The following is a 21,948-nucleotide window of genomic DNA, read 5'->3' on the forward strand; positions in this document are numbered from 1 at the left end:
CTTTCTATGCCTTGTGGTTAAAAATAGAACGATTCATTGACGAGTGCATCTGTTGATTCCCTGGGTTTTTATAAATAAAGTCCTCTTCCGGTCGATCAGTGAACAAGTCGAGGCTCATATTGACAAAATCAAGGGAGTACTGCAGTAATTGCTGATTTTGCTCGTTCTCTTCCTTCAATTTTCCAATGACTCTGAGTAATTCTTCCCGACGCTGAGCTAACTGATTTTTCGTCTCTACATCCGTACACAATCTAATAACGTCTTGCAGGGTACCATCCGTAACAGCTACACCTTTTTCATTAAAGATCGTGTTGGTCATGTCTTTACGTAATAACTCAGTTTTCTGAACAGCTTTTAACAACTGTTGCTCTTTTTTTATAAGGTCAGTTAATTGTTGCATATCGTTTTTTACCAAAACTTCTCGCTTCTCCAACGCTAGTGTGTACAGCGCTTGGTGAAGTTCCGTCAAATTGTCCAACACGGCAAAGAGTTCGTTTACATGCGTCATGAGCTCCCTGTCGCTCCTCTACGATTTTTTCCAAAAAGCAATGAACTTCTCAGCGATTTGATCGCTAGGTACTTGATATGTACCGTTTTCAACCTTGCTTTTTAGTTCAGAAATTTTAGCTAGACGAGCTGCGTCCATTTCTTGTTCTTCCCCTAGCTTCAGAAGTTCCATTCCCTCAGTAGAAATTGAAACTTCATCTTTTCCCCATTTATGCTTTAATTGGCTATTCTGCTGCACCTTATTAGCCTTGTTATAGGCTTGTATCATTCCTGTGCGATTGGTTTCATTAATACGCATATTATCACCTCGATCATTGAGACTTGCGCTAGAAAGAACTTTCGGCTACCCCATATGTAAAGAAGCGGACCGCATTGTTCTTAGCTACAGGATAGAAAATCACCGTTTGCTTGCTCTAGTAGTAACATCGGCTTTTCTTATGAAAACGATTAATGTTTCTAATCATCCAAAATCGTTTGGTTGGATAGTCCTATTCTTTTCTAAACTTATAGACCTGATTTGTTTTTCGCTCATCATCCGTAAGACGACGTTCAACGTCAATTTGTTGTGTAATTTCACGTTGTAGCTTACCTGAGCAATTTGTACACAAAGCCCCTGATTGAATAATTTCCCCACAGCTTTCACATGGATACCCCAAGTTCGGGTTGCTTTGAACCGAAATCCGTCCTTCACGAATAAATCGAGTAATCTCTTTCACCTCGACACCCGTACCTTCGCTCAATTGATAAATGGTGGCACCGCGATTTTCCCTTTTTCTCAGGAAGCTAGCACATAATTCGTATTGCTTCTCTTGTTCTTTATAGCATGATGGACATACATCTCTTATTCCTTTCACAAAAAGCACATCACATATTGGACAGTTTGCTAGTTGTCCTAATCCCATAATTTATTCCTCCCTAATTCACTTTGTTTTTGGCATGAAAAATATATGTTATCATTACTTATACTTATGTTTATTGCTTGAATTCAGCGCCGTTTACAGTTTTTCCAGTCGACTGAATAAACTTTAGGCAAATATCAAGTACATGGAGGTCTTACCATGATCGTTATTAAAACCAAGGAAGAAATTGAACTCATGCGTCAGGCTGGCATCATTTTGGCTAGTATTCACCAAAAAATTGCTACCATGATTCAACCAGGTATTACGACTTGGGAAATTGATCAATTCGTAGAACGTTATCTAAAAGAACATGGTGCCACACCTGAGCAAAAAGGTTATCATGGCTATCCCTATGCCACATGCGCATCAGTTAACGAAGTCATTTGCCACGGATTCCCTTCTAAAAAGGAATTAAAAAATGGTGACATCGTAACGATTGACATGGTTGTTAATCTTAACGGATGGTTGGCCGACTCTGCTTGGTCATATGGGGTAGGACAAATCTCAGAGGAAGCTGATCGTCTGTTAACTACCACCAAAGAGGCTCTGTATCTAGGGATTGAGCAAGCAGTTGTTGGCAATCGTATCGGCGATATCTCCCATGCTATACAAACATTCGCCGAAGAGCGCGGATACTCCGTCGTCCGCGATTTTACCGGCCATGGAATTGGCCAAAAAATGCATGAGGATCCATATGTTCCACACTATGGGCCTGCTGGTAAAGGGGTTCGCTTAAAGGAAGGCATGGTTCTCACCATTGAGCCCATGCTGAATGTAGGAACTTATCATGCAGTCGTAGATGAAGAGGATGGGTGGACAGCACGTACACGTGACGGGAAATTATCAGCTCAGTACGAACACACTCTTGCTATTACGGCAGATGGGCCACTAATCCTAACTCAATTATAAGTCTTCTGTACCAGAAAAAATGATTCCTTATTATTTTCATCGGCAAATTTGCATTAATAGATTTGCCGTTTTTCTTTTTCCCATAATTTAACGAGCCAATGTCAGACTACAGACGGATAACTGAAGATTTTGTTTTTTTGCATAGTACGAAAGTACCTTAGTACATGCTTCAATTGTTGCTCCTGTTGTAAAAATATCATCTACTATCAGTACTCGCCAACTGGTTTTTTTTGGTGAGAAAGAAAACAGATGAGAACAATGAGATGTAGAATGCAGGCTCGGATGAATTACAAATGCATCCTGCATACTTTCAAAACGTGCTGTCCGTCCTTTTTGCTTACTTTGCTTTTCTGTTTCCTTTTGACGCTCCCATAGCGGAACACAAGGAATTTTCTGATGATAACCCACATATTCGGCTAGCTTCCGCGCTTGATTAAATCCTCGTTCTTGTAACCTATTCCCGTGCATTGGAACGTAACTTATAAGATCAATCCTCCTCAGACCGTAATGAAACCGATAACCTATTAATATCAAAGTTGCACAGATGGAATACAATCGCTCGTCGCCCTGATACTTCCACTGCTTTATTAATTCTTTCGCCCATTCATTATACTGGATTACACTTCGATTTCCATTCAATCCTTCCCTGTGTCGACTACAATCTCGGCATAGCTCAGAATGTCCTGCACATGATCTGCCACACATTTTACAAATATGCTTCAGCAAAAGTATAGCATTTGAAACACATTTCTCACATAAACGCAGCTGCATTAGCTGATAGAAACAACTTGGATAAAAGAAAGCAGGCACATTCCTTGATAGATGCTGAATTACTAGTCTTGTTTTTCTAGCAATTTGAATCGTATTTTTACAGACCAGACAATACTTCATAATTTACTCCCCTCATTCTATCATTGTTGCAGTCTCTTCTGCCAAGCGATTCATTCGTTTAATATGCCTGATAGCATGAGCAGGCCCAGAAGCATTCTTATTCATGAGATAGAGAATCTGTCCCTTTGGAGAATCGCTGGAACGTCCTACTCTTCCTGCTATCTGGACTAGTGAAGCTTCGTCGAAGATAGGAGCATCTGCCTCCAGCACAATGCAATCACTACGTGGAATGGTCACTCCGCGTTCCAGAATCGTAGTGGTTACTAAGATCATGTACTCCTTTTCTCGAAAAGCATGCACCTTATGTTCGCGTGCAGGATCTGAAGCATGTACCCCTTCCACTTTATCTCTCACATCCGTAAAAAAGTGCTGAACATAAGCCACTACAAAGGGGATCTCCTCAATTCGCGGCACAAATATAAAAACCTGTCTTTGAGCCTGTAAACTATTTCGTAAAAATAATAACAGGGGAGTAATGGGCTGTAATACATGAATACTTTGATGCAAGTGGGTTGTAATAAGCTTTGTTGGAATAGGAAGTGGATGTCCATGAAATCTGGCTGGCAGAATAGCATGCGTAGAGGAAGTAAGAGACAGCTTTTTGTAAAAAGGGAACAGTTGATTATCCACTCGTTTTTTTACCAGTTCCTGCTGAAGGTAGCGTGGGGGTGTAGCGCTAAGATATAAAATCTTGCCATGCGGTACTAACGAGCGCTTCACAGCATGATACAAAGTCATATTTTTGTGATAAGGAAAAGAATCTACTTCGTCAACTACTATCAGAGAGTAACGCTGGTAACAACGTAACATCTGGTGTGTAGTCGAAATCATCAGTTGACTTTGCTCCCATTTTTGCCGACTGTTCCCGTGAATAGCCACGACTGAAATGGAAGGGAATACCTTTTGTATACGCGGTGCCAGTTCTAACACTACATCTTTTCGGGGAGTAGCGATACACACAGCTCCTCCACGAGCCAATTCTGCATCTACCGCTGGAAACACAAGCTCTGTTTTCCCTGCCCCACAAACCGCCCAGATAAGAAATCTCCGTTCTTTGGAAAAAACGAATTCTCTTACCTTTTTGGCTACGATTGCTTGCCTTTTAGAGAATTGTCCATTCCATTGCAGGACGGTTGCTGAAGAAATGCAATGTTGAGCACCTTCATCTAAATGACCGGACAGACTGGCAGGCACAAATATAAGAGGTACACAACTCTTGCATCTCCCCATCGAAAGGCAATTATAGCAGTAGGCGCAGGGTTGTTGACAGCTATAGCAGCTTGTTTGTTCAATCTCCCTGAAACTATTGCACCGCTCACAATGATAAGACAGTTGATCCCGCCACCAACAACGATGTAGTTCAAGACTAACACTTGGGCGCCACTCTGCTTTTCCCTGTAAAACAAGCCAATGCAATGACATGATAAGGTGGTCGGAATTATTTAGGTTTACATAGGGGGATTCCTGAAAAACCAACCTCTTAACTTCCTCTAATAATAACGCCCTGCCCTGTAGCATAAGATAAAGCTGATGCGTCTGCTGCTTTTTTATGTAAATAAATTCCGGAAAGCTTTGTTTTTCAAGCACTTGAGATTCACAAGCCCTTTCTTCCCTCTCCAATTCTTCAAAACTAAAGGCGCAGGATCGCCCGTAGGAATAATTTTCACCTGCCTCCCTTACGGATAGACGATTTACCTCTTTCGTGTAGCCTTGAGCCACCAGACGTGCCTGCTTGAGTGTTTGGGGTGTAACTTGATCATCGGCAACTTGCTGGGTAATTTTTCTGTTCACCCTGTCTCTTATCCCGAAAAGTAAGGCAAGTGATTTGCTTTTTCCAATAATGTGCAATCTTTGCCCGTTCTGCTCATTCCAAAATTGCTTGTCTACCTGGAAACACGGAGTAATATATGCTAAGACAGAATGTCCATCTTCTTTTAAATAAAGAACATATTCACGCATTACTATCATTCCCCCCTTGTCCTTATTGTTAAAAAAGACAATGGGAGCATGCAAGAAAAAAGAGACCAGCCTGTGACTTAGCTAGCCTCTTTTCCAACTGTTCGTAAATCGATGACAACGACCGGTTCTCTTCCTGCTTGTTGTTCTCTTATGGTATCTGGATGGACTCGGTATAATATCTCCGTCATCCGCGGCGTATCGTCAGAAGAGCCTTCATCCACAAAACTAATACTAATTGGCTGTCCATATAAACCAGATTGAAACATCAGGGTGCGTACAGCCTCTTCAACTCGATGCTCTGAATTATGCAAAAGTAGTTGATAATGTGTCAAGGTCAAAGGTTCCATAATAGAAGTGGCCCTGCCTGACTCCATCCAGATATAGAACATTTTCAGCAAAAGAGCGGAGCAGCCGTATGCTGCAAACAACCAGATCATAAAATCAGCCAACACGGTCATCCCCTCCTGTAATAAGGTATGCCGTACTGCTTGACTTGGTTGCTTTCTCCACACTCATTTTTCATAAATGTTGTATGATCTGTTTAAAAAACTTACAGCTTTACCCAGCCATTCTTGATGGATATAACCACAGCTTGGGTACGATCCTGTACGTTTAGCTTTTGCAAAATACTGCTTACATGGTTTTTAACTGTCTTTTCACTGATGAATAAATATTCACCGATCATTCTGTTGCTTTTTCCTTCTGCCATTAATTGCAAAACTTCACGTTCACGACGCGTTAAGGATTCAATAATGCGCGGGTCCATCACTGGTGACTCTTCGAACGTAATACTACGATCCATCGACTCTTCCTGCTCGCTTAAACGACGGAATTCGTCGATTAACTTACCGGTCACTTTTGGATGAATATACGCTCCACCTTGGGCAACTACGCGTACCGCTTCTACCAATTCAGAAGTCCCCATATCCTTTAATAAATAACCGGATGCTCCTGAACGAAGCGTGCGGTAGACATATCCTTCATCATCATGAATGGATAAAATGATTACTTTTGTTTCTGGACTAATTTTTACTACCTCTTCTGCAGCCGAAACACCGTTTACATTTGGCATATTAATATCCATCAATAAAACATCTGGTCTGTATTCAGCTACTAGCTTGGGAGCTTCCATTCCATCAGAACCTTCTCCCACCACTTTGAAACCAGATTCCATATCGAGAATTCTCTTTACGCCTTCACGAAACAATTGATGATCGTCCACTAACACGATTTTAATTTCATCCAACAATTTTTCCACCGTTATTAACCTCCCTGTTTGCCGGTACTTTTGAATACTGACGCGGGCTGCAGCGGTATTTGAAACACCACTCTAGTCCCTTCTTGGTTATTGGACGTAATGCCGATTCTGCCATTCAGTAATTGGCAACGTTCCTTCATTCCCATAATTCCGAACGATTGTCCCTTTTTGCTAACCTCACTCACATTAAATCCAATTCCATCATCTTTTACGACAATAAACATGTTTTCCAGCTGAAACTCAACCTTTATTTGGACAAAATTAGCTTTCGCATGCTTGTACACATTGTTTAGGCATTCCTGAACTAAGCGAAAAGCTGCTGCCTTAAATGAACTTTCCAGCTTCTGTTCTTTACCAAAAACAATCAGATCAATATGTAATTTACTACGATCCTCAAAGGTTTGTATATACTTTTGCAAAGTTGGTATGAGTCCTAAGTCATCTAAAGCCATTGGTCTCAAGTCAAAAATAATTTTTCTAACATCTGCTAAGCTCATTCTTACAATTTCCTTTAAGCTGCCTAATTCCTGTTGTGCGTCCTCGATTGCGTCATTTTTCAACATTTTTTCTACGATTTCTGTACGCAATACTACATTGGCCATGGATTGTGCAGGTCCATCATGGATTTCTCTGGCTACCCGCTTACGCTCTTCTTCCTGGGCCTGAATAATTTTGAGTCCCATAAGCTGATGCTGCTTGGCAGACTCCAATGCTTCTTCCACTTTGGACAAGTCCCCTGCTAAAAAGCTGTGAACCACGCTGATCTGACTTAGTAACCCTTCTGCTCTAGTAATTGTCTCTAAAATATTCCGCAAACGAAATTCCAGCTCGTCACGGCGTTTTTTTAGGTTATTTTCCCGCTCGCGCATTAAGGAAAGCTCTATCTGAACATTATGAGCTTCCTCGTAAGCTGCGCGAATATCGTTTTCAGTAAAGCTTTGAAAATTGCGGCTTACTTGTACCAATCTCGATCTAGATCGGCGGGACTGTAACTCTAGATTATCAACATTCTGGATCACTTCTGCCAATATTTGCCGTATTTCAACAATCTCTTTTTTGATTGCGTTACTTTCCGAACGAGCGCCTTCTGCTATTTGAAAAATTTGCTCTTTACTCATTTCAACCGTTCGAATCGTTTTTTTTATGACCCCATCTAGAAGGCTGATATCAATGCCTTTATCCATGGGTTTCCCCCTTATTGTTCCATTTTTACTTTGGTAAATAGTTCAAGGAGCTGGGGTGCACCTATCTTGCGTATCCCTACATCAAATCTCGGAATGGAATACGGATCTTCATTTGGCTTCACAACGTCTCTTCTAGATGTAAAGACATACTGATATCCTGCTTCCTTTGCCGAGTCAATCACAATCTTGCTTTTATAGCCTTGGGGTAAGGAGAGAGAGGCTATAGGCTTTTTCACAAGTTGCTCTAAGCCTATTTTCGACATCTTAAAATCAACAAATAAACGACTTCGGTACTCTTCCTCATTTTCTGCACGCTGGAATTCTTCTAGATATACAGGCTCCGTTCCCGCTTTCTGTACTCCCCACTCATCCAGCTCTTTGTGTTCATGTAAACTGAATGTGTGCGAGCCAATATCAACTAAGCCGGAAGCCAGCATTTCGTCAATTTGTTGATAAGCTAAAGGAACGGTCATATTTTCTCGCTTTCGATCCATGGTATCCCGCAATCTACCTGCAATGACAAAAGCTGCAGATGGATACCCATATTCGGAAAGCAACGGATATGCTTGTGTGTAATAACTTTCATAGCCGTCATCAAACGTAAATAAAACTGCATTCTCCTTGGCAGTTACACCTGTTTGCATAAAAGTAAAAAACTCTTTTAGGCTAATAGGATGAAAGTTATGTTCCTTTATAAATTGTAAATGCTCACCAAACTGCTCTGGTGTTATTACAAATGGCTTATTACTGTCACGATCAATGTGATGATAATTCAAGATGACAACCTTGTCTTTATACCATCTCTCGTTTGATAGCTTTTCCTCTGATTTACTATTTCTAGAAGGAATTTGCCCTACGTCTGACCCTTTAGGTTCTAATGAATGAGACGTATGATCCCCCGTCTTTTGTTGCACATAATCCGTATTTTCTACCCCTACATTCTCTGGTCTAAACCAATACGCAAGGCTAGAAAACAGCAGAAGAAGAAGGAAAAAGACGAGAAAGAAAGGTTTTTTCTTCATGATGCGCCATGTTCCTTTCGATCTTATTATAGTGCTTTTCGACAAAGATTTACAGAATCCTCTACGTAGTCTACCCCATTGAAGTTGTAATTGCCTAGCCTTTTTCGCAATTTTCATAAGAAAAAAGAAGCCCAGGAAAATCCTAGGCTTCTCTGTATTTTTTACAGGTTAGCAGCGTCTTTTTTCAGATCTTCTGCTTTATCTGTACGCTCCCATGGTACATTCAGATCATTACGTCCGAAATGACCATATGCTGCGGTTTGTTTATAGATCGGACGGCGTAGGTCTAATTGCTTAATAATACCTGCTGGGCGCAGATCAAAGTGCTTGCGAACCAATGCTACCAAATCAGATTCTGCAATTTTTCCTGTTCCAAATGTGTTTACAGCGATAGATACCGGTTGAGCTACCCCGATTGCATAAGCTACCTGTACTTCGCAATGCTCAGCAAGACCTGCAGCTACAATGTTTTTCGCTACATAGCGAGCTGCATAAGCACCAGAACGGTCTACTTTTGTAGGATCCTTACCGGAGAATGCACCGCCGCCATGACGAGCATAACCGCCATACGTATCTACGATGATTTTACGACCAGTTAAACCAGCATCCCCTTGAGGACCACCGATAACGAAACGCCCAGTTGGGTTAATGAAGTATTTCGTTTGATCGTCTAACAGGTTTGCAGGAACGATCGGTTTAATTACTTGCTCCATTAGATCCTTTTTAATCTGATCTAGCTCTACTTCTGGAGCATGTTGAGTGGAAATAACAATTGTATCGATGCGAACTGGCTTATCGCCATCGTATTCAACAGTTACTTGAGTTTTGCCGTCTGGGCGAAGGTATTCAAGCGTACCATTTTTACGCACTTCTGTCAGACGACGCGCCAACTGGTGAGCCATGCTGATTGGAAGAGGCATTAATTCTGGAGTTTCGTTGCAAGCATAACCAAACATTAGCCCCTGGTCACCTGCGCCGATTGCTTCGATTTCAGCATCAGTCATGCTGCCTTCACGTGCTTCCAAAGCCTGGTCAACACCTAGTGCGATATCTGCTGATTGCTCGCCGATTGCAGTAATAACACCGCATGTATCTGCATCAAAACCATATTTTGCACGATCGTAACCAATTTCACGAATCGTATCTCTTACTAGCTTTTGGATATCTACATACGTAGAAGTTGTGATTTCACCTGCCACAAGTACTAATCCGGTGGTAACAGATGTCTCGCATGCTACACGAGCATTCGGATCTTTAGATAAGATCGCATCAAGAATAGAATCAGAAACTTGGTCACAAATCTTGTCTGGATGTCCTTCAGTAACGGACTCAGATGTAAACAAGCGACGCCCTTTTTGCAATTCCATACTTAAAAACCTCCTTCAACTGGAAACATGATATATAGTATGTTTGCCGAGCCAGGTTTCCATCACGACAAAAAGAAAAACCTTTCCCTCCGCTGAGGAAAAGGTTGCTTTTCTAATGCGTTCCTTAACCCTCTTATCGGCCAGAGTGAGTCTAACTATTTAGATAGTTATCCTTTCTCTGCTGGTTAGCACCGCTCAAAACGGTTGCCGGGCTTCATTGGGCCAGTCCCTCCGCCTACTCTGGATAAGAGTAATATCCATGATTTATAGAATAATCTTTTTTTAGAAGGGTGTCAATGTACTTTTGTAAAAAAAACCGGTATTTTACAATTGGAAGGATTTGGCTAATACAGTGACCATTTCCCCGCGTTTCACAGGACGATCCGGCTTAAAGGTTCCATCCTGATAGCCATGTAACCAGCCATAGTGTGAAAGTGTCTCGATCGCAGCCACCGCCCAATGTGAATGAGGCACATCACGATAAGAAATATTGGACGAACTTGACACGTTTATTTTCTTAGCACGCGCAATCATCAAAGCCATTTCTGCTCGATTAACAGGCCGATCCGGTTCAATTTTTCCATTGAACCCGCTCATAATACCCAATTGAGAAGCCTGCAATAAGCTCTCATATGCCCAATGCTTTTTGTTTAAATCCTTATAGGTATTAGTACCTATTTTGCCAGTTGGAAGCTTTTTGGCCTTCATCGAGCGAAGGAGCATGTCAGCGAATTCAGCTCGTGTCATATTAGCATCTGGACGGAAGCTATACGTATTAGGTATGGTAATGACTCCACGTTGAGTTAAACGCCCTATATCATTTCTAGCCCAATGCCCATGTATGTCTCGAAAGCCGCCATACATTTCCTGACGAGTTAATGTCAATCGATACGAATCATAGCGGAATGGTGTAGTACTGGTCAGCTTTATATAGTATGTCCCTGCAGCTAATTTTTTTTCAAAGAAAATACTGTTATCCTGTCCTAAAACCTTTTCAGCTCGAATTGCATATTTCATATCGCGACTGTCATAAATACTCATCATGATTTTCACCTGCGGCGGTACATAAGGTGCTCGAATGGTAACATACGTTTCTTTTGGAATCGAAAATGTAAACCAATCGTTATCTGCTTCTGAAGAAATTGTGCCTGTAATCAGACTGTTATCCCCTAGTTTAGTAGCTAAACGATAGGTATCGTTTGGCTCATTTGGGTCTTTTCGTTCAGGCATATAGTTTAGCTGAAAAAAGTACTCGCCGCTCACAGCAGCAGGATAGCTGTTCTGAATTTGGAACAAATAGCGACCTGGCGTGACGTTCATCTCCAGGCTTTTTAATGGATCAGTGACCGAGCTGCTATCAAGGAAAATTCCGCCTGATGTCTTATCGCGTTCTTTACGCACCTTAATTTGCGGGTCTAATCGCAGAGTATCTGTATCCACTCGCAGATAAAGCTTGCCTGGATCACGCACAAAATAGGAAAACCAATCAACGTCCTGTGCTGTATGAAAATTCCCCTTGATCTCAATATTATTACCCGGAGGCAAGGGGCGGACTTGATCAATACTATTATTTGGCTCATACCGATCAGGTGCAATGGCAAAACGATTGGTAATGGTATAGCGTAAAGTGCTAGATACTGCAGACCGCTGGAAGTGAATGTGAACCTTGCCCGGCTTAACTGCAATTGTTGCAGTGGCTTTATTACCAAGATAATACGTATCTTGAGGTTTTCCATCCTGATAAACGCTGGCCGCCAATGGAGCAGGGGTATCCACCGATACGTCTGCTGTTAATTCTAAGGTTCCCTCATATGGAATATCGGTGTAAAACCAATCGCTCTTATCTTTATCGCTCAGAGTGCCGCGTATCTGACTTTCCATGGGGAATGCCGCTGCTGTACGCTGTGTATTGTTGGGTTCATTTATATCATCAGGCAGTCTGCTCATTACTGCCTTCTGAATATTTAAAAGTCCATATCCTGTCTGCCTATCCCATCTAACCCCATGTAATTTTGTTGCTGAATGGTACAGAAGCTGGCGTACTTCCAACGGTTTCATATTTGGGTTCCTAGCTAGAATTAATGCCGCCGCACCAGCAACCTGAGGAGCCGCTGCAGAGGTGCCCTTCATCGAATCATATCCGCCGCCTCTGGTTGTTGTATACACATTCACGCCCGGGGCCACTAGGTTAATTTCTGGCCCAAAATTAGAACGGCTATGGATGGTATTAGAGTTAGTAACAGCGCCAACCGCGATTACCGTTGGAAAAGCAGCAGGATAGTTAACACGACTCCCCTCATTTCCAGTAGCCGCTACAACAACAACTCCTCTGTCCTCTGCAAAATCTATTGCATCCTCCAGCGCCTTCGAATAATATAGTGCGCTAGCCGACATCAAAACAACTTTGGCCCCTTCATTAACTGCTCGTCTAATTCCCGCTGCTAAACGATCAGATGATGAAAATCCTTTTTTATCCAAAATTTTGATGGGCAATATTTTAGCATTCCATAAAACCCCTGTTACACCTAAACCGTTGTTTCCTTTAGCTCCCAATATCCCGATCACATTGGTGCCATGCCCATTTAGATCTGACGGACTTTCTTCTTTCACCAAATTTATAGTAGGCAGCAGATTATCCTTTAAATCAGGATGGGAAGAGTCTACCCCGGAATCAAGCACTGCAATTTTAATAGCTGTATTGCTGTTGACGATCCCCCAAGCCTCCATCGCCTTAATCTGCGTTAAATGAAGCTGTTTTGAAAAGTAGGGATCGTTTGGCATAGCGGCTGCTTGGGCAGGCTTTTCACCAACCGTAAAAGCAAGCAAAGCAACCACCGCCGGAATAATCATTCTTTTTGTCAACTGTGAATATAGCATATGGTGCCCTTTCCTCCTTCTCCTGTAAAGAAGTAAATCAGGAAAGATTAGCGTTCTTAATCTTTCAATTGTTCTTTATATAGCATAGTATAGGCTTGCTCAAGAGACAACCATTTCATGCGCCTAAATATTTCCAAACCAAAAAAATCAAAGACCCCTCTCATCACGAAAGGGGTCCTAAAAGGATTACTGAATGAATCCCTTGTTATTTTCATGTAATTCTAGCTTCTGAGCTTTTACATCTTTATCCTGTTTTGCATCTGGTACATAAGCTTTGCATTTAGACAAATCCAGATTTTTGCCTTCTAGTGAACTTGCTGGAATATAAAATCCCCAAACGCGTTGAGTTTTAGGTTTAATATAGAGGCTATGCAGGCCAAAATGCATGCGTGCAACGTCTCTTCCAATCTCGTCACGGATATACACAGGTACTTCTGTGAATTCTACACGTTTATCTAAACCATTCATGAAAGCTACAATCACTTTTAGGCCGCCGTCTGGAACCTGAACTAAATCAATAGCTGTCAGCTCTACTTGACCGTCTCGGATCGGGAACAGGTCTTTTACCTTTTGAGTATAAGACTCTTCCTCTTCATCTGTTAAGCCGTTGTGTTTCTCCACTAGCTTTTCTTCCATTTTATATTGATCCAGTCTTTCTTTATCATAAACCATAAATAATTGCGTATCATCCTCAGGCATGAACAAGAAATCATCCCATGTGAAAAGGAATTCGCACGGACTTGCAGACATATCTTGCAAACCACCCATTGTTAGCATCTCAAAGGATTTGCGTGCCACTACCTTACCATCAGAGGTCACTAAAGCAAGAGGTAATTTATTTAACATAATATCTTGATTTGTGGCATTCCGAACAAATGTCATCACCAAGAAACCGGTATTTAATACGTTAGTAAAGAACGGAAAAATCCCTACCTCATCACGGACAACCGGTGGCAACTCATCGTGAATGAACTGCAACAACTCCATGTCCATCTCTTCCAAATTCTTGGAGGCTAAACTATTCAAGTTTAGGAACAATTCCTTGGAAGGGATGCGGTTTGATGATTGTTCAGGCTGTTCAATTCCAGATACACCTAGGTAAAACTCTTTTTGTAGAAACTCATGAATATCCTCACGGGCTTGTTCTAACCCCTGCTTAGAACCAAACCAATTCTCTAATTGCCAACTCATCCTATAACCTCCTGTGCATAAGGCAAGGCGACATGCTTTTCAGCAGTCACCTCGCTTGTTCTTCTCTCTATAATACTTCTACATCCAATTCCCAATTTGTTTTATTGAACGCTTTATCAGCTTTAACAACATTTGGAGGGAATACTAATATCCAAGGTTTGCTATAGCCACTCTTCAGACTGATTTTACTTCCATCAACAATCCCTTGAGCTATAACCTTCTCAGTAAGTGCGTTACGAACTGTAACTTTCAAGGCCTTTGGTTCAAAGGTATTTTCCAAAGAACTCCGAATTAGCACTGCTACAACCAAGCGTCCATCTTCTTTGAACCCTATATCAAAGCCAGTGAAACTAACTGTACCCGGAGATAGGAAAGGAAGGAAATGCACCATATTTTCTAGACGATCCTTTTGGGTATCGGTCAAACGTTTTTCCATCTCTGGATCGATCTCTAGGTTATTCGGCCAGACAAACTCACGATGCGGCAACCCAATAATCAGCTTCCAACGTCTAACGTCCATAGATCTTCTATTAGTTACTAGTTCTTCAGGGAAAGTAATCTCCCATGGACGACTACTCATTGGAGGAATCGTACCAACTGGGCTCAGGTCAAACTCCCCTTTAGCAAATAATCGACCTTCAACAGCAATTGCTAGGTCTAATTTACCCATTTCTACCGGTATTGATGAGGCATTACGGATAAATAAAGCTACGGTAACCCCTTCTTCACGAGGAATCAAGCTAAAACCCGTAAGTCCTAATGTTCCCTCAGGGATATCCGGCAAGCTATCATTTAAGAAGCGCAAGGTATACTTTTTCTCTTGATCCAGCATTTCGTTCCATGCTGGGTTGAAAGAAACTTCCAGATCGCTTGATTTTAACATTTTTTCTGTCGCTTCTTCAATCCGATTATGCGTAGTCTGAGAAAGGTCCTTCTTCAGATCCTCAGGGCTCCGCATTTCATTATCGTTAGTAAACCAATTCTTTAAAAAGTTAAACATAAGATCCCCCTCTTTGCTGTGATACAACATTCCTATATGATCAATTCCGTTATTAACGCAGTACGATCTCTAGTCAGTGACCAGAAGTTATTCGCCGGGAAAAAGATTAATTTTGAGCAAGCTGCACTTTCCACTGGGATAAATCAACATTTTCCTTTAGGATGCTCTCTTTTGGAAAAATAAACATCCAAGGCTTGCTTGTTTGGGCATTTACAACGAAATCCTTCAGCTGGAATACACCCTCTGCTACCTTATCACCTGTGGCATCATAGAGAGCCAGTGGCAATTGTTCAAAAGAAAGATTTTGAGTCGATCCATTCCGAATTAAGAGAATCGCTCGAATTACGCCTTCATCGTTTTGCTTCGCCTGAACGCTCTGAACATTTACTTCCCCTTCTTTTAACTCAGGAAGACTTTTTGCAAGCTCAATAAAGTATTTCTTTTGATCGTCAGTTAACGATTTTACCCAAGATTCTTCCAGCTCCAAATTTTTCGGCAGGACCATTTTATCTTGAGCCAATTCAAAGGCAAGTTTCCAGTTTTGCAACAAAACATTTGTCGTGATAAAGTGTTCTCTCGTAAATACAAAATTCCACGGTCGAGCATGGAACGCCGGAATTTCCCCGAGCTCGCTCAGATCAAATTCCTGTCGGGTAAATAGCTTATCGCCGTCAAACAGGATAAGCAACGTCATTTTCCCCAACGCAACAGGCTGATCGCTTGCATTTCGTACAAAGGCCGCTATTTCAACGCCGTCCTCATGAGGCACCATATTAAATCCGGAGATAGCAATATTGCCCTCTTCCAAAGGCTCCAATTGGTTAGCCATAAAGGACAAAGAATATTTCTGCATATTATCTAGCTCACGTTCCCATAACGGGTGAAGGGACAGCGCTGTTACGCGTGTAGCGACGTCAGTTGATTTTTGTTTCGTAGTCTTCTTAGCCTTGTCTTTCTTCTTATCCGAAGCTTGTTTATCCGTGTTTGTAACAGGCAACACAGACTGTTCCTTACTTTTAGGCAAAGTAGAGGTGTCTTTTTCATCACCTGACAATATATTTTTCAAAAAGGAAAACATGATTTGTCCGCTCCCACATGTATAGTATTGTCTACCTATATTCTTATCTTTTCATATTATCATAAGTAACCTTCAAAACACAAAAGCCCATATTTTCCTTAACTTAATCGTTTCAGGCATTCTATTATACCCTGTTCATAAGGAGTATGTACGATACGCCCTAGCTCGCGTTCACATTTACTGCCGTCTAGCTGAATGGTAGATTCTGTGACATACATCATCTCCACCATTTCCCTCATAAAGGGCTGGAACCAGCCTAACGCTGTCATTACTTTCCTGCCAATTGGGAGCATGAAATTTTTTCTTCCATTATATAGACGCGCTATCTCCCTGATTTGTTTTGCTGAGATCGTCCCCGAACCTGGAATATTCCAGGTCGTTCCATACGTATTCGGACGTTTAGCCAATCGAATAATCGCTTTGGCTGCATCTGGTGTATAGATATATTCACGTTGAACAGCAGGATCGCCAATAAAGATACTGGGCTTCCCTTTAGCCAAAGACTCCAGCGTGACATGTAAAAACGTATTCGTTGCGTGTGGGCCATAAAAGTCAGGTAAATGAACAAGCATACATGGGGTACCCGACTCGTGGGCTTTCCACACAAGCTGTTCCAGTTGTAACCGAATCTTACCCTTTGTCGTATGTGGTTCTTTGGAGTGCTGTTCATTTACCAACGGTGTTTTGGCTCTGCCATATGCATAGATGTTGTCGATCACGACCACTTTTGCTCCATGATGCGTGGCAGCAGTTAGAACATTATTCATCAAAGCAGGGTGGCCTGTTTTCCATTCCGGATAAGGAACACTGACACAATGAAAAATCACATCCACACCCTTAGCGGCTTGTAGCAAATCTTCCAGGCTGTAGGCATCTCCTGTGTATAGGGACAAAGCTGGAGAGTAGTCTGGTTTCTTTGCCTCCAATTCCCATTCTGCTTGTAATTTCGTCAGCTTTGTAGTAGAGCGCGCAAAAGCTACCGTATGAATCCCGTTGCGAAGTAATTCTAAAACTAATTCCGTTCCAATGCTGCCTGTAGCTCCAAATACCAATGCTTTATTCATGATCCTTCTCTCCTTTTTAACCAATGGTCAATTAATGTTTGAGAAAAAACTCGACTACTGACTACTGCCGAGCTTTTTTTGATGATTTCTTGATTCTTGTCTCTGGATTCTTGTTCCATCTATTATTTTATTTTCAGCTTTCTTTTGGTATTGAATAACGTTGCTTATTTATTAATTCGCTTCAAGCTTCAAGCCTCGCGCTCGCCAGACAATTGGTTAGCCAGAAATCTCACATGCACCTTAACAAGCGCTTCCACATCTTCATACGTTTGCTTCGTTTGAATATAATGGACGACAAACCCATGTAAAGAAAGGAATATGACCCATGGTATTGTGAACATATTTCCAATCCTTTGTAACGTATCTCCCGCCTCTTCCCTGACAAGGCTTGCAAACGTTTCGTAACAACTGTCCTGTTCCGGTCGAGCGTACTCCAGTGTCTCCGGCTCATTCGAACAAAACATCATTTCATAATGATGCGGATGGCTCAGGCCAAAATGGATAAAGGTCTCCATTAACGATTCCAATTTATGCTGGGGCTGGCTCGCAGCATCCGTCTGTTCCATTGATTTTTTCATTTGTTCCTGCAAGGTACGATAATCCTCTTGCACAATAGCGTTAAATAGCTCAGCCTTTTCTTTAAAATGATAATAAAGTGATCCGTGGCTATAGCCTAGTTTTTGTGCAATACTTCGCATGGAAACCGCTCGATAGCCTTGTGTTGCAAACAGTTCCCGAGCTGCTTTTACAATCTGTTCACGGCTCAGTTCCTTGGCTACCGCCCTTCTTGCCGCCATCTCGATTCACTCCCAACCAATTTACGTCAGTTTATTTAACCTATGGTCAATTAATAATTTCAGTATATCTTTAATTTCTTTACCTGTCAAAGGGCACTACCGTTATTTACCTCATCGTCTCTCAAATAACAGGACAACCTATTCAAATTGCTTCCTTATTATATAGTGCTTTAGGCAGTCGAATCTTATTATCTATACTCCACTATGTCTTTGTACAAAAAAACGAGCGTAAAGCTCGCTCGTCCCTTTTGTCATGTATGATGCTGTATTTTTATTCCGTATTACCCTCGCTGACCATTCTCGCCGTTTTCCTCTGCAAATGCAACAACCGCCACATTAGGAAAATAGCCCCAACAGCAAGACCTACAATTAAACCAATCCAATAACCGAATGCGCCTAAATCAGTAATTTGTACCAATAAAAATCCGAGCGGCAAACCAATTACCCAATAAGAAATCAAGGCAACAATAAAAGTAATGTTTACGTCCTTATAGCCGCGCAGCGCTCCTTGAATAGGTGCGGCAACGGCATCAGACAACTGAAAAAAGATGGCATATAATAAGAAATGCTGTGCCAGCTCAAATACTTCAATGTCATTCGTGTAAAGGGAAGCCACTTCTTTGTTGAAGATAACCAAAGCTGCTGAAAATAATAGTCCCAGTGTTACAGCAATGCTGATCCCTAAAAAACTGTACTGGCGAGCATCCTTGATTCGTTTTGCCCCTACCTCATGACCAACCACAATCGTTAATGCCATGGCGATACTCATCGGTATCATATATAGGAAGGAAGCAAAATTCATTGCCACCTGATGGGCAGCAATCGTAATGGTATCAAATCGGCTCATCAGCAGGGTAACAGCCGCAAAAATACTGGTCTCAAAGAAAATGGAAAAACCAATCGGCAAGCCTAATTTTAAAATTTCTCCCCATGTCTTAAAGGAGAGCTTATAAAGCTTACTAAACAATCCATACTCTCTAAAATTCCCAACGCGTAAAATAACAAAATAAGTGATTACCAAAATAATCCAATAGGTAATAGCCGTCGCTACCCCTGCACCAACCCCCCCTAATCGTGGCAAGCCAAATTTACCGAAGATTAACAAGTAATTCAGCACAACATTAATCGGTAAAGAGATGAGGGAGATAAACATAGTTACTCTAGTCTCGCCCAAAGCATCGATAAAGCAGCGTAAAACGGTGTAGACAAAAAGCGGAATGATACCAAAAGCAAGTGCCAATAAAAAGTTCTGAGCCACCCGGTGCACCTCTGGTTCCAGCTTCATGCCGCCCAGGATGGTAGGAATGGCAAATATACCAATCACAATGACAGAGAGCGCGATTGCCACGCCCAGGTAGATTCCTTGAAAAACAATATAAGGAACCTTCTCCTTCTTCTGCGCCCCAATCATTTGAGCAACGATTGGAGTGACCGCTAACAAAATACCGTTTAACCCGGTGAAAACAGGCGCCCATATACTAGTCGCAATTGCTACGCCCGCTAAATCATTTGCCCCCGCATGTCCTGACATGATCGTATCAAAAAAGGACATTGCAAAAAGAGCCACCTGTGTAACCATGATTGGCAACAAAATGAGTAAAAAATGTTTCGATTTTTGAGATAAGTTGTAAGTTTGATTCATAATTGACCCCTGTATTTTTTTGGATAATTACAAAGTCTAATTATAGCATAGTTTGGATTTTTTATTGGTAGTTTATGTGAAGGTAAAAAAGCATTTCTAATAAAGAAACCACTCTCGATTTACATTTTAAGCAATTTATTACATTTCTGTCTATTACATTCACTATATTTTGCTTATTGTAAACATAATATTTGTATATACAGTTTATGGTAAACTAATGAATTACCAATGGATATCCAAGTAATGGATTTCTTTATTTCTATATTGTGAGTATATCCCTTCCTTAGGAATCCGTTACAGCCATATTCCTTTTTTCTACAAATGAAGAAGTAACATGATACTGCTAAAGCTTGGTAATGAATAGAGTTTTTCAATTTACAGTATATTACAAATTGTTGTGAAGGTATGTGCTATTACCTCTACAATCGCTCAAGGTACAGTAACAGAACCTCAATTCTTGCAAGTAACAGTGAATGAAGGTCAAAAAGTAACTGTTGCTGATCTTCAAAAAGCTGGTTACACTGTGGAGTTCCAAGCAACAAAAGCTGTATTTGCTAATAACGACACAACTTCTGCTACCGGTGAGCTTAAAAACAACCTAACTGGTGCAGATAACTTTAAGTATAAAGTAGTTGTTTCAAAAGACAATGAAAAGTTTGAATCTGCTCTAGTATCCGTTACTGTTTTGGATGCTCAAGTAGTTATCGAACCAACTGAAGTTAAAATGATGGAAAACGGTGCTGCAATTGACAAAACATACGCAACACTTGGTCAAAGCCTAAGCATCGCTATCACAAAAGGTAAAAACTTCGCTGGTGAAGTTCTAGAAGCAGAAGCTGGTTTCCAAGCTGATAAACTAGCTGATACAGCTGAATTCGCTTCTAGCCAACCTTCTGTAGCTCTTGTGAGCAAAGATGGTAAACTAAACCTTCTAAAAGAAGGAACTTCTACAATTACTGTAAAAGTTGGCGAAAAAATAATCTCTTTTGACTTGGTAGTTAAAGCTGCTCCTGCAGTAAACGCTATCCAAGAAACAACTGCGAAATTGAAATCCGATGAGAAAAAATTGGAAGTAACTGTGATGGATCAACACGGTGCTGAATTCAAACTAGCAGATGTTGCTGGACTTTCTGTAGCAACTCAATCTGGTAATGATACTGTAGTAGCTCTACCAGCAACTGATGCACTTAAAGCTGAGAACGGCAAGCTTGTTGTTAACTTCGCAAAACTTGCTGAAGGTACTGACACTCTTGTTATCAAAAACGGAGACAAACAAATCGGTACAGTTGCAGTTACTGTTGTAAACCTAACTGATAAAGAAGTAGATTCCTACAAACTAGTTCCTGAGAACAAAGATGCTGATCTTACTTTGGACATCTTCAAAGCAGATGACAACAAAGTAAATCTTAAAGTTCAAAAATTCGTTGGAGATGTATTGAAAGGTGAAAGCACAGATGCAGATGCTGGCTTCAGCTTCAAGTCCTCCGATGATAAAGTAGCAACTGTTGATGCAAGAACAGGTGAAGTTACTGCAGTAGCTGCAGGTAAAGCTGTAATCTCTTATCTTGAAGGTAGCGTAGTGGTTGGTACAGTAGAAGTTACTGTTGAAAACTCTACTCCGCAAATTACAGACGTGAAGCTACAAGAAGGCAAAACTGCTGTTGTAGTTGATGCTTCTAAAACAGATGCAGCGCTTCTAGCTGACCTGTTTGACGAGCTAGACGTATTCGCTGGTGAGAAAAAACTTCCAGTAACTATCGATATGCTAGCAAGCATCGCTGACTCTGAGAACGCAATTGCGATCGCTGGAGACAAAGTAACAATCAAAGCTGATGCAGCTAAAGATGGTAAAATCGTAATCACTTTCTCTGATTCTTATGGCAAGCTTACTAAAGACTTCGATCTTAAAGTAACTAAGTCCGAACAACCTGCTCAACCTGGTGAAGGACAAGAGCAACAGCAACAAGAGCAAAAACAACAAGAACAACAAGAACAACAAGAACAACAGCAACAAGAACAACAACAGCAAGAACAACAACAGCAAGAACAACAACAGCAAGAAGGATAATTAATCACCTATAGCTATCTAGTTTGCACATCCATTATTATATGGATAAGACATAAAGAGAGAAACCCTCATGGTTCAAGGAGACTTCTCCTTAAGCCCTTGAGGGTTTTTCTTTACATACATAACACACCTCCTTATCACAGGAGGGCTACCCTATCATAAACGAGTGGGTAAGAACTGCATGAACACAGCTAGGACGACACGCATTGAGACCACTCTATGTATGTCGTCTTTT

The 21,948-nt window shown here is 41.3% G+C and carries 19 protein-coding genes and 1 riboswitch; of the genes, 2 read left to right on the top strand and 17 right to left on the bottom strand.

Annotated features, from left to right (window positions below; translation table 11 throughout):
• Nucleotides 1–4 precede the first annotated feature (4 nt).
• The 3 genes from QZ995_RS03950 to QZ995_RS03960 all read right to left on the bottom strand — a co-directional run bounded on the left by QZ995_RS03950 (nt 5) and on the right by QZ995_RS03960 (nt 1,409).
• Nucleotides 5–508: a flagellar protein FlgN gene (locus QZ995_RS03950; protein WP_301803359.1), complete on the bottom strand. Its 504-nt coding sequence runs from the start codon at nt 506–508 to the stop codon at nt 5–7.
• An 18-nt stretch (nt 509–526) separates the two neighbouring features.
• Nucleotides 527–805 carry a flagellar biosynthesis anti-sigma factor FlgM gene (gene flgM, locus QZ995_RS03955; RefSeq protein ID WP_301803361.1) on the bottom strand — a complete coding sequence of 93 codons (279 nt, stop codon included), beginning with the start codon at nt 803–805 and terminating at the stop codon, nt 527–529.
• A gap of 190 nt (nt 806–995) precedes the next feature.
• Nucleotides 996–1,409 (bottom strand): TIGR03826 family flagellar region protein, encoded by a 414-nt coding sequence (locus tag QZ995_RS03960; RefSeq protein ID WP_301803363.1) that lies wholly within the window; start codon nt 1,407–1,409, stop codon nt 996–998.
• Between the two features lie 156 nt (nt 1,410–1,565).
• Here QZ995_RS03960 and map point away from each other — a divergent pair, with 156 nt between their 5' ends.
• Nucleotides 1,566–2,315 (top strand): type I methionyl aminopeptidase, encoded by a 750-nt coding sequence (gene map, locus QZ995_RS03965; protein WP_301803365.1) that lies wholly within the window; start codon nt 1,566–1,568, stop codon nt 2,313–2,315.
• Nucleotides 2,316–2,402: 87 nt separating this feature from the next.
• Here map and QZ995_RS03970 read toward each other — a convergent pair whose 3' ends face one another.
• The 14 genes from QZ995_RS03970 to QZ995_RS04035 form a co-directional block, all read right to left on the bottom strand.
• Nucleotides 2,403–2,954: a ComF family protein gene (locus QZ995_RS03970; RefSeq protein ID WP_301803367.1), complete on the bottom strand. Its 552-nt coding sequence runs from the start codon at nt 2,952–2,954 to the stop codon at nt 2,403–2,405.
• Nucleotides 2,955–3,218: 264 nt separating this feature from the next.
• Nucleotides 3,219–5,165 (bottom strand): DEAD/DEAH box helicase, encoded by a 1,947-nt coding sequence (locus tag QZ995_RS03975; protein ID WP_301803369.1) that lies wholly within the window; start codon nt 5,163–5,165, stop codon nt 3,219–3,221.
• 77 nt (nt 5,166–5,242) lie between these two features.
• Complete coding sequence (locus tag QZ995_RS03980; protein ID WP_301804079.1) at nt 5,243–5,623, bottom strand: hypothetical protein; 381 nt, start codon at nt 5,621–5,623, stop codon at nt 5,243–5,245.
• 92 nt (nt 5,624–5,715) lie between these two features.
• Entirely contained in the window at nt 5,716–6,423 is a 708-nt protein-coding gene (locus QZ995_RS03985; RefSeq protein ID WP_003334302.1) for a response regulator, read from the bottom strand.
• 5 nt (nt 6,424–6,428) lie between these two features.
• Nucleotides 6,429–7,607: a sensor histidine kinase gene (locus QZ995_RS03990; RefSeq protein WP_301803378.1), complete on the bottom strand. Its 1,179-nt coding sequence runs from the start codon at nt 7,605–7,607 to the stop codon at nt 6,429–6,431.
• An 11-nt stretch (nt 7,608–7,618) separates the two neighbouring features.
• Nucleotides 7,619–8,629, bottom strand: a complete 1,011-nt coding sequence (locus QZ995_RS03995; protein WP_301803381.1) for a polysaccharide deacetylase family protein — start codon at nt 8,627–8,629, stop codon at nt 7,619–7,621.
• A 161-nt stretch (nt 8,630–8,790) separates the two neighbouring features.
• The gene (gene metK / locus QZ995_RS04000; protein WP_301803383.1) at nt 8,791–9,996 is read right to left on the bottom strand and encodes a methionine adenosyltransferase; all 1,206 of its coding nucleotides are present in this window, start codon (nt 9,994–9,996) and stop codon (nt 8,791–8,793) included.
• Nucleotides 9,997–10,126: 130 nt separating this feature from the next.
• A riboswitch (SAM riboswitch) is annotated at nt 10,127–10,247 on the bottom strand.
• Nucleotides 10,248–10,320: 73 nt separating this feature from the next.
• Entirely contained in the window at nt 10,321–12,873 is a 2,553-nt protein-coding gene (locus QZ995_RS04005; protein WP_301803385.1) for a S8 family peptidase, read from the bottom strand.
• 186 nt (nt 12,874–13,059) lie between these two features.
• Nucleotides 13,060–14,064: an SLAP domain-containing protein gene (locus QZ995_RS04010; protein WP_301803389.1), complete on the bottom strand. Its 1,005-nt coding sequence runs from the start codon at nt 14,062–14,064 to the stop codon at nt 13,060–13,062.
• 67 nt (nt 14,065–14,131) lie between these two features.
• On the bottom strand, nt 14,132–15,064 hold the full coding sequence (locus QZ995_RS04015) for an SLAP domain-containing protein (protein WP_301803392.1): 933 nt from the start codon (nt 15,062–15,064) through the stop codon (nt 14,132–14,134).
• 106 nt (nt 15,065–15,170) lie between these two features.
• Nucleotides 15,171–16,142 (bottom strand): accessory Sec system S-layer assembly protein, encoded by a 972-nt coding sequence (locus QZ995_RS04020; protein ID WP_301803394.1) that lies wholly within the window; start codon nt 16,140–16,142, stop codon nt 15,171–15,173.
• A gap of 98 nt (nt 16,143–16,240) precedes the next feature.
• Nucleotides 16,241–17,206, bottom strand: a complete 966-nt coding sequence (locus QZ995_RS04025; protein ID WP_301803396.1) for an NAD-dependent epimerase/dehydratase family protein — start codon at nt 17,204–17,206, stop codon at nt 16,241–16,243.
• Nucleotides 17,207–17,394: 188 nt separating this feature from the next.
• Complete coding sequence (locus QZ995_RS04030) at nt 17,395–18,003, bottom strand: TetR/AcrR family transcriptional regulator (RefSeq protein WP_301803398.1); 609 nt, start codon at nt 18,001–18,003, stop codon at nt 17,395–17,397.
• Nucleotides 18,004–18,274: 271 nt separating this feature from the next.
• Nucleotides 18,275–19,645 carry an MATE family efflux transporter gene (locus QZ995_RS04035; protein ID WP_301803401.1) on the bottom strand — a complete coding sequence of 457 codons (1,371 nt, stop codon included), beginning with the start codon at nt 19,643–19,645 and terminating at the stop codon, nt 18,275–18,277.
• Between the two features lie 457 nt (nt 19,646–20,102).
• Here QZ995_RS04035 and QZ995_RS04040 point away from each other — a divergent pair, with 457 nt between their 5' ends.
• Nucleotides 20,103–21,713, top strand: coding sequence for an Ig-like domain-containing protein (locus QZ995_RS04040; protein ID WP_301803403.1), 1,611 nt, complete (start codon nt 20,103–20,105; stop codon nt 21,711–21,713).
• Nucleotides 21,714–21,948: the final 235 nt, after the last annotated feature.

The organism is Brevibacillus laterosporus (assembly GCF_030489605.1).
Classification (GTDB): Bacteria; Bacillota; Bacilli; order Brevibacillales; family Brevibacillaceae; genus Brevibacillus_B; species Brevibacillus_B laterosporus_E.